General features: G+C 43.7%; 11 protein-coding genes. 5 read left to right on the top strand and 6 right to left on the bottom strand.

What is annotated here, in order from left to right; all coding sequences use genetic code 11:
• Positions 1-245: 245 nt before the first annotated feature.
• Positions 246-1,082 (top strand): DUF6279 family lipoprotein, encoded by an 837-nt coding sequence (locus tag MSG35_RS01450; RefSeq protein WP_248382564.1) that lies wholly within the window; start codon positions 246-248, stop codon positions 1,080-1,082.
• Positions 1,083-1,147: 65 nt separating this feature from the next.
• Here the strand turns inward: MSG35_RS01450 and MSG35_RS01445 are convergent, their stop codons facing one another.
• The 3 genes from MSG35_RS01445 to MSG35_RS01435 all read right to left on the bottom strand — a co-directional run bounded on the left by MSG35_RS01445 (position 1,148) and on the right by MSG35_RS01435 (position 3,573).
• Positions 1,148-1,771, bottom strand: a complete 624-nt coding sequence (locus MSG35_RS01445) for a 3'-5' exonuclease (RefSeq protein WP_248382562.1) — start codon at positions 1,769-1,771, stop codon at positions 1,148-1,150.
• A gap of 70 nt (positions 1,772-1,841) precedes the next feature.
• Positions 1,842-2,243 (bottom strand): DUF296 domain-containing protein, encoded by a 402-nt coding sequence (locus tag MSG35_RS01440; RefSeq protein WP_248382560.1) that lies wholly within the window; start codon positions 2,241-2,243, stop codon positions 1,842-1,844.
• A 133-nt stretch (positions 2,244-2,376) separates the two neighbouring features.
• Entirely contained in the window at positions 2,377-3,573 is a 1,197-nt protein-coding gene (locus MSG35_RS01435; protein ID WP_248382558.1) for a DEAD/DEAH box helicase, read from the bottom strand.
• Between the two features lie 433 nt (positions 3,574-4,006).
• On the opposite strand from MSG35_RS01435, the gene bluB reads away from it, so the two are divergent.
• From bluB to MSG35_RS01420, 3 genes are all read left to right on the top strand, one after another.
• Positions 4,007-4,678 carry a 5,6-dimethylbenzimidazole synthase gene (bluB, locus tag MSG35_RS01430; protein ID WP_004731771.1) on the top strand — a complete coding sequence of 224 codons (672 nt, stop codon included), beginning with the start codon at positions 4,007-4,009 and terminating at the stop codon, positions 4,676-4,678.
• Between the two features lie 202 nt (positions 4,679-4,880).
• Positions 4,881-6,536 (top strand): ABC transporter substrate-binding protein, encoded by a 1,656-nt coding sequence (locus MSG35_RS01425; RefSeq protein WP_248382556.1) that lies wholly within the window; start codon positions 4,881-4,883, stop codon positions 6,534-6,536.
• 176 nt (positions 6,537-6,712) lie between these two features.
• On the top strand, positions 6,713-8,173 hold the full coding sequence (locus tag MSG35_RS01420) for a hypothetical protein (RefSeq protein WP_248382554.1): 1,461 nt from the start codon (positions 6,713-6,715) through the stop codon (positions 8,171-8,173).
• A gap of 123 nt (positions 8,174-8,296) precedes the next feature.
• Here MSG35_RS01420 and MSG35_RS01415 read toward each other — a convergent pair whose 3' ends face one another.
• Entirely contained in the window at positions 8,297-9,928 is a 1,632-nt protein-coding gene (locus MSG35_RS01415; protein WP_048606003.1) for an NAD(P)/FAD-dependent oxidoreductase, read from the bottom strand.
• Between the two features lie 253 nt (positions 9,929-10,181).
• Here MSG35_RS01415 and fdxA point away from each other — a divergent pair, with 253 nt between their 5' ends.
• Positions 10,182-10,505, top strand: coding sequence for a ferredoxin FdxA (gene fdxA, locus MSG35_RS01410; protein ID WP_010431058.1), 324 nt, complete (start codon positions 10,182-10,184; stop codon positions 10,503-10,505).
• Positions 10,506-10,601: 96 nt separating this feature from the next.
• Here the strand turns inward: fdxA and MSG35_RS01405 are convergent, their stop codons facing one another.
• Complete coding sequence (locus MSG35_RS01405) at positions 10,602-11,336, bottom strand: RNA methyltransferase (protein WP_017067486.1); 735 nt, start codon at positions 11,334-11,336, stop codon at positions 10,602-10,604.
• Between the two features lie 175 nt (positions 11,337-11,511).
• Positions 11,512-12,564, bottom strand: a complete 1,053-nt coding sequence (locus MSG35_RS01400; RefSeq protein WP_282449798.1) for an aldo/keto reductase — start codon at positions 12,562-12,564, stop codon at positions 11,512-11,514.
• Between the last annotated feature and the right edge of the window lie 621 nt (positions 12,565-13,185).

Genomic DNA, 13,185 nt, shown 5'->3' with positions numbered 1-13,185 from the left:
CGTATTACGTCAAATGAGTAATAAAAATCAAGTTACATCACTGCTGTTAATTATTTTTAGTTTAATCATTTGCCTAAATAGCTAGATTAGCAAGTCTGGGTCTCAATTTATCTCAAAGTTTTTACGACCACTGTTTATTAAGGCTACTTTTATAAGAGCTAGAATTAGCGTTATAAGAACTGGGCTAACCTTAAAGGGATGAGTTAATCGGTTTGTGGCTTTGTTGAATGTCGTGAGAGGGTAGAATGAGAAAGTGCCGGTGGTTAGTTTTAGTTATCTGTTTTCTATTTACTGGGTGCGGGACCAAGTTCGCCTATAACAATATAGGTTGGTTTGTCGTTAGCTATATAGAAGATTTTGTCTCCCTCTCAAATAGCCAAGAATCCGAGCTTGAAGAGCGATTAGATATATTACAGAAATGGCATAAAGAAACTCAGCTACCTCTGTATATCTCGCAATTAGAAGCGATTCAAAACGTAGATCGGTCGGATATGAATCCCGCTTTTATTGTGGGTCAAAGTGAACAAACTAAAGAGCATATTCGCTCAATCGTCAATAAGTTCGCTCCAGATATTTACGCCTTGAGTATGCAGCTTAGCCCTGAGCAAGACAGAGAGTTTTTAAAGAACTTTCGTGAAAAGCAGCAAGACTATTATGAAGAAAGGTTGTCGTTGAACGATGAAGATTCGAGAGAGCGATACCGAAACAGAATAGAAGAGCGGGCAGAACGATGGTTAGGTTCTGTATCGAAAGAACAAAAACAGATTATTCTGGCTTGGTCTCAAGAGTGGGTAAATACCAATAACAGCTGGCGACAATATCAAAACAACACCTATCAAGAGCTAACGACGCTGATGGCAAAGAAGAGCGATCTGCATATTGCTCAGCCGATTATCATGAAGTTGCTTTTAAACAATGAAGCTTATTATCCTGATGAACTTGAGTCACAACTCAACCAAAATATGGAAACATCAGCCAAGTTTTTAGTTGATATCGCTGCGACTAGCAGTAACAAGCAGTGGGCGTATTTTATGAATGAGTTAGAAAGCCTTAAGGGAACGTTGGAGTCATTGCAAGAGTAGAGCATTCTTTTTAAAGGCTAGCGGTTATTATCGAGCTAGCCTTTCATCAAACTGAATTTCGGAACCTAACCCCTGTTACTCATCAGTAGCTTTGGAATCGAACCTTTGGCTGTCTTCGATATTTTCTGCATTAATTGGAAGCTCGGTTGTTGAATACCGTGGTCACTCTGTAGCTCATCGATCATTAACAGCCACAATCTTGCTGTCATTTCTGAATCGGCTAATGCTCTGTGGAAAGTGCCGTCGTTGTCGATATTCTTAAAACGCACAAGGTCGCCGAGTTTATGAGTCGGAGCATCTTGGATGAGACGGCGAGCAATCAACATCGAGCATGCAAACTGTCCGTTGTAATCACGTCCAATATCGTCTAGTTCTGCGTCGAGAAAGCGTTTATCAAACGATGCATTATGAGCCACAAGCTGACTGTCTTGAATAAAGTCTGCAAACTCATCCATCACTTCACTGCAACTGGCCGCGGTGCTCAGCATACGGTTAGTAATGCCGGTGTAGCTTTCAATGAAGCCACTAACACGAAACCCTGGATTCATGAGTTGTTGGAAGGTGTCGACGACTTCGCCGTTAACGAGTTTAACTGCACCGATCTCAATCGCTCGGTCGCCCATATTGGGTGATAAGCCTGTGGTTTCGAAATCGAGAACGATAACGGAATCTGCGGAGTTTGAAGCCATCGTGTTTCCTAATTGCTGTTTGGTAGTATCGCTTTATATGGGGCGTTTGGTGTTGCTATGGGTCAATCAGTTATTTGCTAGTGCCGATAGTAAGTTCAGTGTAACCCGTCGAATCGTCGTGCTCTCTGCTGAAGGTCAAAGTATCGTAGCGGTGAACGATAAGTTCGGCGGTGGTTGCGATAATCGTCCCTTCAAGCAAGTGCCCACCAATCACGTTGCCATTCTCATCGGCAACGGATATATGAACATGCTGGTGGTTTGGGGTTAGCGTCGCCATAAGAGACACAATTTCGAACGTAGCTGTGATTAGCTTGGTGTTGTTGGCATTAGCTAAACGAATATTGAGTTGAGAGACACAACCGACACAAGATGCGATAGAGCCTGCCGAGATGTTGTGTGTGGTCACTAACCTTTGGATCTCAAGCTTTAGGTCTTGGCCGCGGGTTAATCTCGTTGCGATAGGAGTGATCATCTTATTGCCTCAACGTTATATGTATTTCAAAGAACAAAACGAAGCCACATAGGGCTTCGTTTTGTTTTCATTTTGGCTAACGCGACTTTTCTTTTGGTTAATGCAACTTTGCATTTTCTGTCGCTGAAATTACTTAGTCTTGTTGCTGTTCTCTTTTCTTCTTAGGAACGAAGTTCAATACTGAAATTGGTACTTCTTTGCGTGGTTCGAAACCTTCAACAACGCGACGTTCAATCAAGTGACCCAGACGCTTTTCAATGATGCACAGGTTCTTGAAGTTATCTTTCGATAGGAAAGAGATCGCTTCACCAGATGCGTCAGCACGGCCGGTACGACCAATACGGTGAACATAGTCGTCCGCTGGGAAAGGCATGTCGTAGTTTACTACGCGGCTTAGGTTGTCGATATCGATCCCACGGGCAGCAACACCCGTCGCGACTAAGTATTTTAGGCGACCTTTCTTAAAGTCAGCCAGAATCTTTTCACGAATTGCTTGGCTACGTCCACTGTGGAAAGCTTCCGCTTGAATACCACGTTTCTCAAGTTGAGCAACCAACTTAGCCGCGCCGTGCTTGGTTTCGATAAAGATAAGCGCTTGGTCCCAGTTATCTTCGGTAATCATGTGGCTAAGTAGTGCTGACTTACGGTCTTTATCTACGGTCACTAACCATTGCTCAATGTTCGCTTTAGACGCATCAGTCTTGGCAATCGAAATCTCTTCTGCTTCACTGATTGCACTTTTCGCTAGCGCACGCACTGGCGTTGAAAGCGTTGCCGAGAACAGCAGGTTTTGGATGTCTTGTGGTAAACGCGCGATGATCTTGTTGATGTCTTCAATGAAACCCATGTCTAACATGCGGTCAGCTTCATCAAGAACCAGTACTTCCACTTCATCAAAGTGAACGGCGCGTTGACCATACATGTCGATCAAACGACCTGGTGTTGCCACAAGAATGTCGACACCTTCAATCAAGCGGTCTTTCTGGTGTTGGTAAGATACGCCACCGTACATCGCTAGTGATGTTAGGTTTAGGAACTTCGCGTACTTAGTGATGTTCTGTTCAACCTGAACTGCCAGCTCACGCGTTGGTGTCAGGATAACTGCGCGGATACGTTTTTTACGCTGCGTTTCACCTTTGCTTAGCATTTCTAAGATAGGGAGAACAAAGCTCGCAGTTTTACCTGTACCTGTTTGTGCAGCAGCAATTAGGTTCTTACCAGAAAGCACAATCGGAATTGCTTTTTCTTGAATAGAGGTTGGCTTTTCATAGCCTTGTTTTGCAACGGCTTTAACAATAGGTGAGCTTAATCCAAGCTTGGAAAATGGCATAAGTTTCTCGGTATGATTTGGCTAAATAGCGATGGAAAGGTTCAACAATCTTATACAAGGATAAGATTAATGGCGGCATTCTACCATGTTGCTTGTGTACTACTAGGGCATGTTGACCTTTCGAGCTGATTTTTGCAGCGAGTTGCTGGGTATTTATACAAGGCAGAGGCTTTGATGTGTAGCTAGCCTACATGAGAAGCCGATAACGTAGTAGAAATGACCAGCAAACGCTGCCCGAAGGGTTCGGCTAAAAGCGTTTTACTCTTTGTTGAGGGAGATTTGCTTAGAATGACTAGGCTACTTCTCCCTCGCCGCGATTAAAACGCTTTTATCTCGAACAAAATTTAACCACGAAAGGTCAACACGCCCTAGCAACATACACACTTTAGTTGGATAATACTGGTTCAATAAGACGACGATAAGACAGGGATGTATGGAAATTACGCCGAATGAACGCGATGCAGTATATAAAACGATTTTTTCTCGCCGAGATGTTCGTGGTCAGTTTCTTCCTGATGAGATCCCAGAAGACGTTTTGATGCGTGTGTTAACCGCAGCGCACCATGCTCCCAGTGTCGGTTTTATGCAACCTTGGGACTTTGTCGTCGTCCGTGATATCGAAACCAAGCAACAGATCAAAGCCGGTTTTAATCAAGCTCATGCCGAATCAGCGGAAATGTTCACCGATGAAAAGCAGGCGATGTATAAGCGATTAAAGCTTGAAGGAATTGTTGAATCGCCTATCGGAATCTGCGTGACTTGCGATCGCAACCGAACCGGAAAAGTAGTTTTAGGCAGAACCATCAAACAAGAGATGGATTTGTACAGCACTGTGTGTGCGGTGCAAAACTTGTGGCTAGCAGCAAGAGCTGAAAACCTTGGGTTAGGTTGGGTGAGCATTCTTCACGACTCAACACTGCGAGACGCTTTAGATATCCCAGAAAACATCGATATCGTGGCGTATTTATGTATCGGCTACGTTGATCACTTCAAAGATAAACCCGAGCTTGAAACCATGGGTTGGTTGCCAAGACGAGACGTCAATTCAGCGATTCATGAAGGGAAGTGGAATTCAGAGCAAATAACGAATTCAGTCAAAGACTAAACGCATCTCTTATTTTGATTACGACTACGTATCATCATTGGTTATTTTGTTTGCTAAAAGAGGTGTTTATCAATTAAGTTGGATCTTGATATTATTTATATCAACAGTTTCATAAAGCATATTCCAACTTGAACGAGTAAATAGAACTCCCATTTGGGTTACAGCTATTCTCGTTCCTCTAGACGCTTAATTCGGATATCCATTGAACGACGCTAACTTACGTAGACTTCAGCAGCTTATTGCAAAGTATGAATTAGGTGAAGAGTATCACCTAACGATCGATGATCTAGAACACTCGCTATCGACTTCTCGTAGAAACACTTCGATCATTCTTAAATGCTTATCCGAATATCGCTGGATTTGTTGGATTCCGTCTAAAGGAAGAGGGAAGCTTAGCCAATTTAGAATTTTGGTCAGCTTTCCCGAAGCATTAGAACAAGTGTTAGCGCTTCAGTTAGAACAAGGGTGCTTTAACGTTATTCCCCGCCTTCTAGAAAGTTATGGTGATGCGGCAATAAAGGCCCTGACGCTAGCCACTGAAAAACATAACCTTTTCAATCAACAGCATGATCATTTGTTGATCACTCAATACCCCTGGGTTGATAATCTTGAGCCCGCCAAAACCTATAGAATCGCTGAACATCAAATTCTGAGAAGTATCTATAATACTTTGTTAGTTCAAGATCTAAATGGCGAGCCTCAAGCGAGCCTTGCGCACCACTGGAAGGTGGAAGGGCGCTTTCTGCATTTTTGGTTAAGGCCTAATGTTGTTTTCCATGACGGTGAAACCTTGAGTGCAAAAGATGTCGTTCAATGTTTGTTACGGTTAAAAAACATAGATGGCCCGGTACAGTCTTTATTTAAGCAGGTGAATGATGTTCATGTGGTGGGTGAGAAAAAACTAACTATCGAGCTCGCGCGCGCAAACCCGATGTTTATCTATGCGCTATGTAGTGCACATGCATCTATCTACCGTTGCAAGCGTAACTATTTTGCTAGCGGGCGCAGTGCCTATATCGGAACCGGCCCTTTCTCATTAGATGACTGGAGCGAAGAGCGCTTAGTTCTTAAACGTCACCGAGGTTACTTTGCTCAAAATGCCTTGTTAGAACAGATAACGCTCACCGACATAGAAGGTTTGAATGATCACACCCTGAGTTTTAATCAATCTGGCGTAGCAGAAGAAACCACAATCAATGCACTTTCGTATCTTGCGGTTAATCTTAGAGAAAACTCAGGCATAACCCCTGAAGAACTCGACAGGCTGATATCGTTTATTAAGTCCAGCAGTAAAGAGTTTGATGCTGATATGGTGACGGATGATCTGTCTTTCTCGCCTAGTAAATTAACATCCAGCAATCCCATTCCTATTTTGACGGGCACTGTTGTGTTAACACGACCTAGAATGACGATTCCTTTACTTCAAGATATAGCTGACTGGCTGCAACAAACGATTGTAAAAACGGGTGTCGCTATTGAAGTTGTTGAGCTTCCCAATATTAGTGACCCTAGCTCCATGAGTGAGTCGGCAGACCTGTTATTCATTGAAGAAGTTATCGAACAGCCAGCGGATTACGGCCTTTACGATTGGTTACTTGTTTCGTCTGGACTCAGGTTCATTTACGACAGTTCTGAGATGAGAGAGCATTGTGAAAGAGTTCATTTAGCCGTTAGTTGTGATAATCCAGTCGGCGAGTTGAAAAAGATTGAACAATCACTGTATCAACAGAAGCTACTTTGTCCGTTATTTCATGGTAAAGAGAAGGTTTCTAATAGTATTGAGGTTCAAGGCGTAGAGATTAATCAAACTGGCTACAGTGATTTCTATAAACTCTGGATATCTTCAAGCGATATGTAATTAGTCCATTTAAGGCCCTTCGTTAGAACAAAACATGCATAAATTGCCTAGCACCCTTTCATGTTTCTTTTGAATGCCAATCGCTATTATAACTGGCCATGACTATCACAGTCATTCTCGGTCATACCCCCAATGACAACCCTACTTATTAATGTATTTCATTAGGATCTCATCGAATGAAACTTAAGCTTATTTCTATCGCACTTATAGCTGGTGGCCTTACGGCTTGTGGCGGAGGAGGCGGTGGTAGCAACACAAGTGCTCCTGCTCCGCAAACGAGAGCCTTACAAGGTGTCGCCATTGACGGGTATATTTCCGGGGCGACCGCGTTTCTAGATATCAATTATAATGGCGTATTAGATGAAGGTGAGCCTAGCAGTATCACGGACCATGAAGGCAGCTATGAGCTATCTTTGACGGGCTCTAACTCAGACTGTATGGACTACGCTCCAATCGTAGTGAACGTGCCAGTAGGCGCTATTGATGCAGATAGCCCAAATACCCCGATTACTGAACCTTATCAGCTAATATTTCCGCCAGTCATGACGGTGAGTTCTGAGCAAGAAATTAAGTCGACTACGCCACTTACGACCGTGTTATGGAATGAGATCCAAGCCGACTTGTATAAAGGTGGTTTAAACAGTTGCTCTGCTTTGAAGCAAGCCGTGAACACCCAAAATAGCGTTGTCCAAAATGTGAAAGAGCATGACTTCCGAATTGCGAGCCGATACAACATCGCAGTGGAGGATTTGTATGGTGATTTCGTTAAGAATCAAAATACCGAGCTCTATGAGTTAGCGCAGAAAATGATGCCAGCTATTAAAAAGTCGTATCAAGAGACGAAAGATATTCAAAAAGAGAACCCAAAAGCTCAGCAAGCCTATGTTGATTATTACTGGGAGCATTGGGATTACACTAAGAAGAACGAAATTAATAAGTGGTATAAAGTTAAAACAGTAATGACCGCGGACAAGCTGATTGTTATTGAACATGAAGTGTCCCCTGATTTGCAGACCGAACTGGCGTTAAATAAGCATATTGAGCGTAATAGCCAAAAGAAAAATGGTTTGGAATATGACAAAGAAGCTTGGTTCTCATTGGATAGTGATGGAACGGAATATTCATGTTCGGTGCAAGAGACCATAAAGCAACAGGTTCTGCCTAACTCATTGACTACTTTTGGTGTGTTGAACCGTGGTTGGTCTAAACAACCTGATTGGGACAGTTGTTCACGTCAAAATGTCGGTGCTGGATTCATGCAAACCTTGTCGGCAGATCTTGTCGGTGACTACAAAGATCAGTTTACCCAAGTACAAGCGAAATTTAATTTTGAGAATAACGCACCACATCCAGAGTGGGTTAATCTCGGTGATTCATTGGATAGTGTATCGCGCAGCGACTTTGATGCACTCAACTACCTATCGGTAGATTTTAATGACAACAGTTCATATGGTTCTGACAGCTGGAACAGGCATAAGTATGCGTACATTGAAAATACACCGTTTGATTATACTCAGACGATAACGTCTAAATATTCTCAAGGGAACTGGACTAAAGGTTATTATTATCAGAATGGGACAAGTTTATTTGAGTGTTCAGATGATGGTGTGAATTGGTCAAAAGAGACTTGTAAGTAACGCTGACGAAGTCGTGACTTAATAACTCTAGATACCTTTATGCAATAAAAAATCCAGTGTCGACAAGACACTGGATTTTTAGTTTTGGTTGATTGCGATCTAGCTTTGCTTTATCGAAAGCGCTTAAGCGATCTCAATCTTCTCAGCTTGGTTCTGCTCTACCATTGATAGTGCTAGCGCTTCTGCAGCCTTAATGCCGTCGATACCAGCAGACAGGATGCCGCCTGCGTAGCCTGCACCTTCACCTGCCGGGAAGAAGCCCTTAAGGTTGATGCTTTGGAAGTCTTTGCCACGTTTGATGCATACAGGAGAAGACGTACGAGTTTCAACACCGGTTAGTAGGCCATCTGGCGTAGAGAAACCTTTGATCTTCTTCTCGAACGCTGGGATTGCTTCACGAATCGCTTCGATAGCAAAATCAGGCAGCGCTTTTGAAATATCAGTCAGGTGGATACCCGGCGTGAATGACGGTTGTACTTCACCGATTGCACTTGGATCGCGACCTTTCAAGAAGTCACCGATTTTCTGAGCTGGTGCATCGTAGTTTTCACCACCAAGAACATAAGCGCCGCTTTCTAGCTCACGCTGTAAACGGATACCAGCCAGTGCATCACCAGGGTAATCACGCTCTGGGTCGATACCTACAACGATTGCGCTGTTTGCGTTACGTTCTGCACGAGAATATTGGCTCATGCCGTTCGTTACTACGCGGCCTTCTTCAGACGTTGCAGCTACTACAGTACCGCCTGGGCACATACAGAAGCTGTATACAGTGCGGCCATTCTTACAGTGGTGAACCAGTTTGTAGTCCGCTGCACCTAGGATTGGGTTGCCTGCGTTCTTACCGAAACGAGCTTCATCGATCATCGATTGCTTGTGTTCGATACGGAAACCAACAGAGAAAGGCTTCGCTTCCATGTAAACGCCACGATCGTACAGCATTTCAAACGTGTCACGAGCACTGTGGCCAACTGCTAGTACAACGTGGCGAGATTTAATCTCTTCACCGTTAGAAAGCGTTAAGCCAGTGATTTGACCATCTTCCATATGAACGTCGTCAACACGAGTGCTGAAACGGATTTCGCCACCAAGTTCAATGATAGAAGCGCGCATCTTTTCGATCATGGTAACCAGTTTAAAGGTACCGATGTGTGGCTTACTTACGTATAGAATTTCTTCTGGTGCGCCAGCAGCTACGAATTCTTCGATTACCTTACGGCCGTAGTGCTTTGGATCTTTTACTTGGCTATAAAGTTTACCGTCAGAGAAAGTACCTGCGCCGCCTTCACCAAACTGTACGTTTGATTCTGTGTTCAGCGTACGCTTACGCCAGAAACCAAAGGTATCTTTTGTACGTTCACGAACTTCTTTACCACGCTCAACGATGATTGGGTTGAAACCCATTTGAGCAAGCACTAGGCCAGCGAATAGACCACATGGGCCAAAACCGATAACCACAGGGCGCTCAGTTTGGTTCTCAACCGCTTTAGCAACAAACTTGTACTCCATATCAGGAGTCACTTTTACGTGCGGGTCGCTAATGAATTGTTCTAACAACTCAGCTTCATTTTCAACGAGAACGTCAAGCGTGTAGATAAGTAAGATCTTTGATTTCTTACGAGCATCGTAGCCACGTTTAAAGATATTAAAAGAGAGTACCTGATCAGAGTTAATACCAAGTTTCGCTTCAATAGCGTCTTGAATCGCTGACTCTTCATGGTCTAGAGGGAGTTTAATTTCGGTTAAACGTATCATTTCGATGTCTCGTTTTTATAGGTGTCTTAGCTAGATCGTTTCTTGATACAGAGTTTGATGAAAACGCTGATGTTCAAAGAAGCGATAAGCTCACAATGGCGCGCATTTTACGAGAAATTGATTTATCTGTCATACTAATTTGGAAACATGGAGCAAATAGACACGATATTAGAGCCGTATGATGTTGAATTTTGCTTTGGGATGAGTATTATCCCCATTCTTCAATTTTGACTAACTTATAGAGCAGAGCATCATGGCATTTGTCGTAGGCGATAATTGTATTCAATGTAAATACACAGACTGTGTGGCAGTGTGCCCCGCAGATGCGTTCCATGAAGGCCCAAATTTCATGGTAATCAACCCAATCGAATGTATTGATTGTGGCTTGTGTGTACCTGAATGTGATGCTCAAGCAATCTTCCAAGAAGATGAACTGCCAGAAGATCAAAAGATCTTCATCGAAGTGAACGCAGAGCTCGCTGAGATTTGGCCGGTACAAACGGAAGTAAAAGCACCAATGGATGACGCTGAAAAGTGGAATGGTGTCGCTGATAAATTGGCAATGCTAGAAAAGTAATTGTTGAAAAGAACTCAAATAAAAAGGCGTACTGATTTAATCAATACGCCTTTTTTAATATCTGAACACTGTCGATTGGCTAGTTAGCTTAGAGGTCTAGCTATGCTGACGACGCATGTTGTCGAGAATAATGCCTGTCGCCATTGCCACGTTCAAAGACTCTGCGCCGCCGAATGCTGGAATCGTAATCTTATCAGTCACGTATTTAGCCGCGTGTTCACGGATGCCGTGAGACTCACTGCCCATCAATAAAATGCCGTTAGCAGTAAACTCAGTCTTATGAACACTTTCGCCTTCTAAGAAAGCACCGTAAACCGGTAGGTTCGCTTGCTCTAAGTAAGCAGGTAAGTCAGTTTGGCTTACGTGAACTCGGCCAAAACTGCCCATAGTCGCGCTGATCGTTTTAGGGTTGTATGGGTCTGCGCAATCACTGCTCGCAACAATATGCTTGATGCCATACCAGTCTGCTACGCGAATAATCGTACCTAGGTTGCCAGGGTCTGAAACGCCATCAAGCGCGATCATCAGTCCTGTTGCTTCTGGTAGCTCAAACGTTGGGATCTCAACAACCGCAATCGCTGCGTTGTTACTTACCAAAGTGCTCGCTTTGGTTAGATCATCCAGCGAAGCTTCAACACAATCAAACTCAATCAGTGAAGCATGATTTTCAGATAAGAAATCAGCGGTAGCAAAGACGTTCTTCACCACTAAGTCACTATTGAACAGCTCAAGAACGTTCTTTTCACCTTGAACTAGAAACAAGCCGTGGGCTTTACGTTGTTTCTTTTGGCCCAAAGCACGAAGGAGTTTTAATTGGTTTTTTGAAATCATGTTTTTATCCTAGATATAAGCCCGCGCATTATAGAGCAAAGGTTAGCGAACCAAAAGCGTGATGACTCTATGCGATCCATATAAAAAGCAAAAGCAACCCACTTAAAAAAGAAAAGCGCACTAAATAGCGCGCTCTTATGGGAATTACTTGCCTAAGTTAAGCTGAACTGACAGCTTAATACGGTGCAGGGTAGCGTTTAAATACCGTGTTGATATCAGCCAGGATCTCTTCTGATAGCGGTTTACTGAAAGCGGCTACGTTCTCTTTTAGCTGCTCCATAGTGGTTGCTCCAATGATGGTGGACGTCACCCCATCAACTTGATTACACCAAGCCAATGCCAGTTGGCTCGGAGTGAACCCATGAGCATTCGCCACTTCAACATAGCCTTTAACCGCTTCGTTGGCAGATTCAGTGTCACGGAAGATGCCTTTACGTTGCATGTAAGTCCAACGGCTGCCTTCCGGTCTTGCGCCATCGATGTACTTTCCACTCAACATGCCTGCAGCTAAAGGCGACCATGGCAGGTAAGCGACATCTTCATGCACACAGTTCTCAATCAGATATGGCCAGTCTTTTGCGTGGAGCAAGCTAAATTCATTCTGAATCGAAACCATACGTGGCAAATCGTGTTTCTCGCTCAGCTTGAGGTATGTGTTAATGCCCCAAGTAGAATCATCTGAAAGCCCGACATGGCGAATTTTACCCGCCTTAATGCAGGTTGCCAGTGCTTGTAGGATTTCCAACATCTCAGCTTCATGTTGCTTTCGGTCAATATCACTGAATCGAATGTGATTCGGAAAATGCTTACCAAAGTGAGGCGTTGTGCGATTTGGCCAATGAAGTTGGTAAAGGTCGATATAGTCTGTTTGTAGGCGTTTTAATGATGCGTCGACGGCTGCGATCACAGCTTCACCGGTTATCGGTCCACCATCTCGAACCCAAGGAAGTCCAGGTCCGGCAATTTTGCTCGCGATGATCAACTCTTGGCGACGCTGTGGGTTACGCGATAACCAGTTACTAATGATTGCTTCTGTTTTGCCGTAGGTATCTGGAGAAGGTGGAACCGCGTACATCTCTGCGGTATCGATAAAGTTAATACCTTGGCTTAATGCGTATTCGATCTGTTGGTCTGCTTGTTGTTGCGTATTTTGTAGCCCCCAAGTCATGCTGCCAAGACAGATACGGGAAACGGGAATTTGACTACTTCCTAGCTTTGAATATTCCATTGAATTCGGGGTTCCTGTGGTTAGGTTCTCTGGTACTCGCATTATAGTTTTGAAAAGAGGGCGAGTGAGGAATGAAAACGAATATGAATTATTAGCACAAAATGACACGACAAGGTATGGCATCGCGGAGTTTAGTGAGTCATTTCTCAGCGCCGTAAGCTAGCGTGTGCAATACGTGAAAATACATTCGCGAGAAACTATGAGCCAAACGGTGCGCGAGAAGTGAAGAACAACAAGCAATGAGCGAAGGTTTAATTAGCCGCTTTTTTGGGGGCGGGAGAGAGGATAACCGATCAAAAATAAAAAAAGCTCTACAGGATAGAGCGTAGAGCTTTTTTATAGGGGTCTTGATAGTGCTAGGTATTCATTGAGTTACGAGGTCGCGTTTGTGTCTAACCCACCCTGGGTTTGCGCCTGTCTTAGAGCTTCCTGCCTTTGAACTTCTTTCTCAGTTAATACTGGTCGAAGCGTTTCCTCAGAGGCTTGAGGAGAGAAAATGAAATATTTATTAATCGTCATAACTGTGTCTCCGTGTAACGTATGACAGATTCTGCATCAAGGATAAATTGTGATCATCATCCACTTTGTACTTTTGTTAGGCTGAGAGCGGAGGGCGTAGAA

Source organism: Vibrio sp. 1CM23M, assembly GCF_023161755.1.
Lineage (GTDB): Bacteria > Pseudomonadota > Gammaproteobacteria > Enterobacterales > Vibrionaceae > Vibrio > Vibrio coralliirubri.
This window is presented reverse-complemented; position numbering and strand designations above follow the sequence as displayed.

Coding starts and splice junctions, on each gene's coding strand:
- MSG35_RS01450 (WP_248382564.1), top strand. CDS start 246: ATGAGAAAGTGCCGGTGGTTAGTTTTAGTTATCTGTTTTCTATTTACT.
- MSG35_RS01445 (WP_248382562.1), bottom strand. CDS start 1,771: ATGGCTTCAAACTCCGCAGATTCCGTTATCGTTCTCGATTTCGAAACC.
- MSG35_RS01440 (WP_248382560.1), bottom strand. CDS start 2,243: ATGATCACTCCTATCGCAACGAGATTAACCCGCGGCCAAGACCTAAAG.
- MSG35_RS01435 (WP_248382558.1), bottom strand. CDS start 3,573: ATGCCATTTTCCAAGCTTGGATTAAGCTCACCTATTGTTAAAGCCGTT.
- bluB (WP_004731771.1), top strand. CDS start 4,007: ATGGAAATTACGCCGAATGAACGCGATGCAGTATATAAAACGATTTTT.
- MSG35_RS01420 (WP_248382554.1), top strand. CDS start 6,713: ATGAAACTTAAGCTTATTTCTATCGCACTTATAGCTGGTGGCCTTACG.
- MSG35_RS01415 (WP_048606003.1), bottom strand. CDS start 9,928: ATGATACGTTTAACCGAAATTAAACTCCCTCTAGACCATGAAGAGTCA.
- fdxA (WP_010431058.1), top strand. CDS start 10,182: ATGGCATTTGTCGTAGGCGATAATTGTATTCAATGTAAATACACAGAC.
- MSG35_RS01405 (WP_017067486.1), bottom strand. CDS start 11,336: ATGATTTCAAAAAACCAATTAAAACTCCTTCGTGCTTTGGGCCAAAAG.
- MSG35_RS01400 (WP_282449798.1), bottom strand. CDS start 12,564: ATGGAATATTCAAAGCTAGGAAGTAGTCAAATTCCCGTTTCCCGTATC.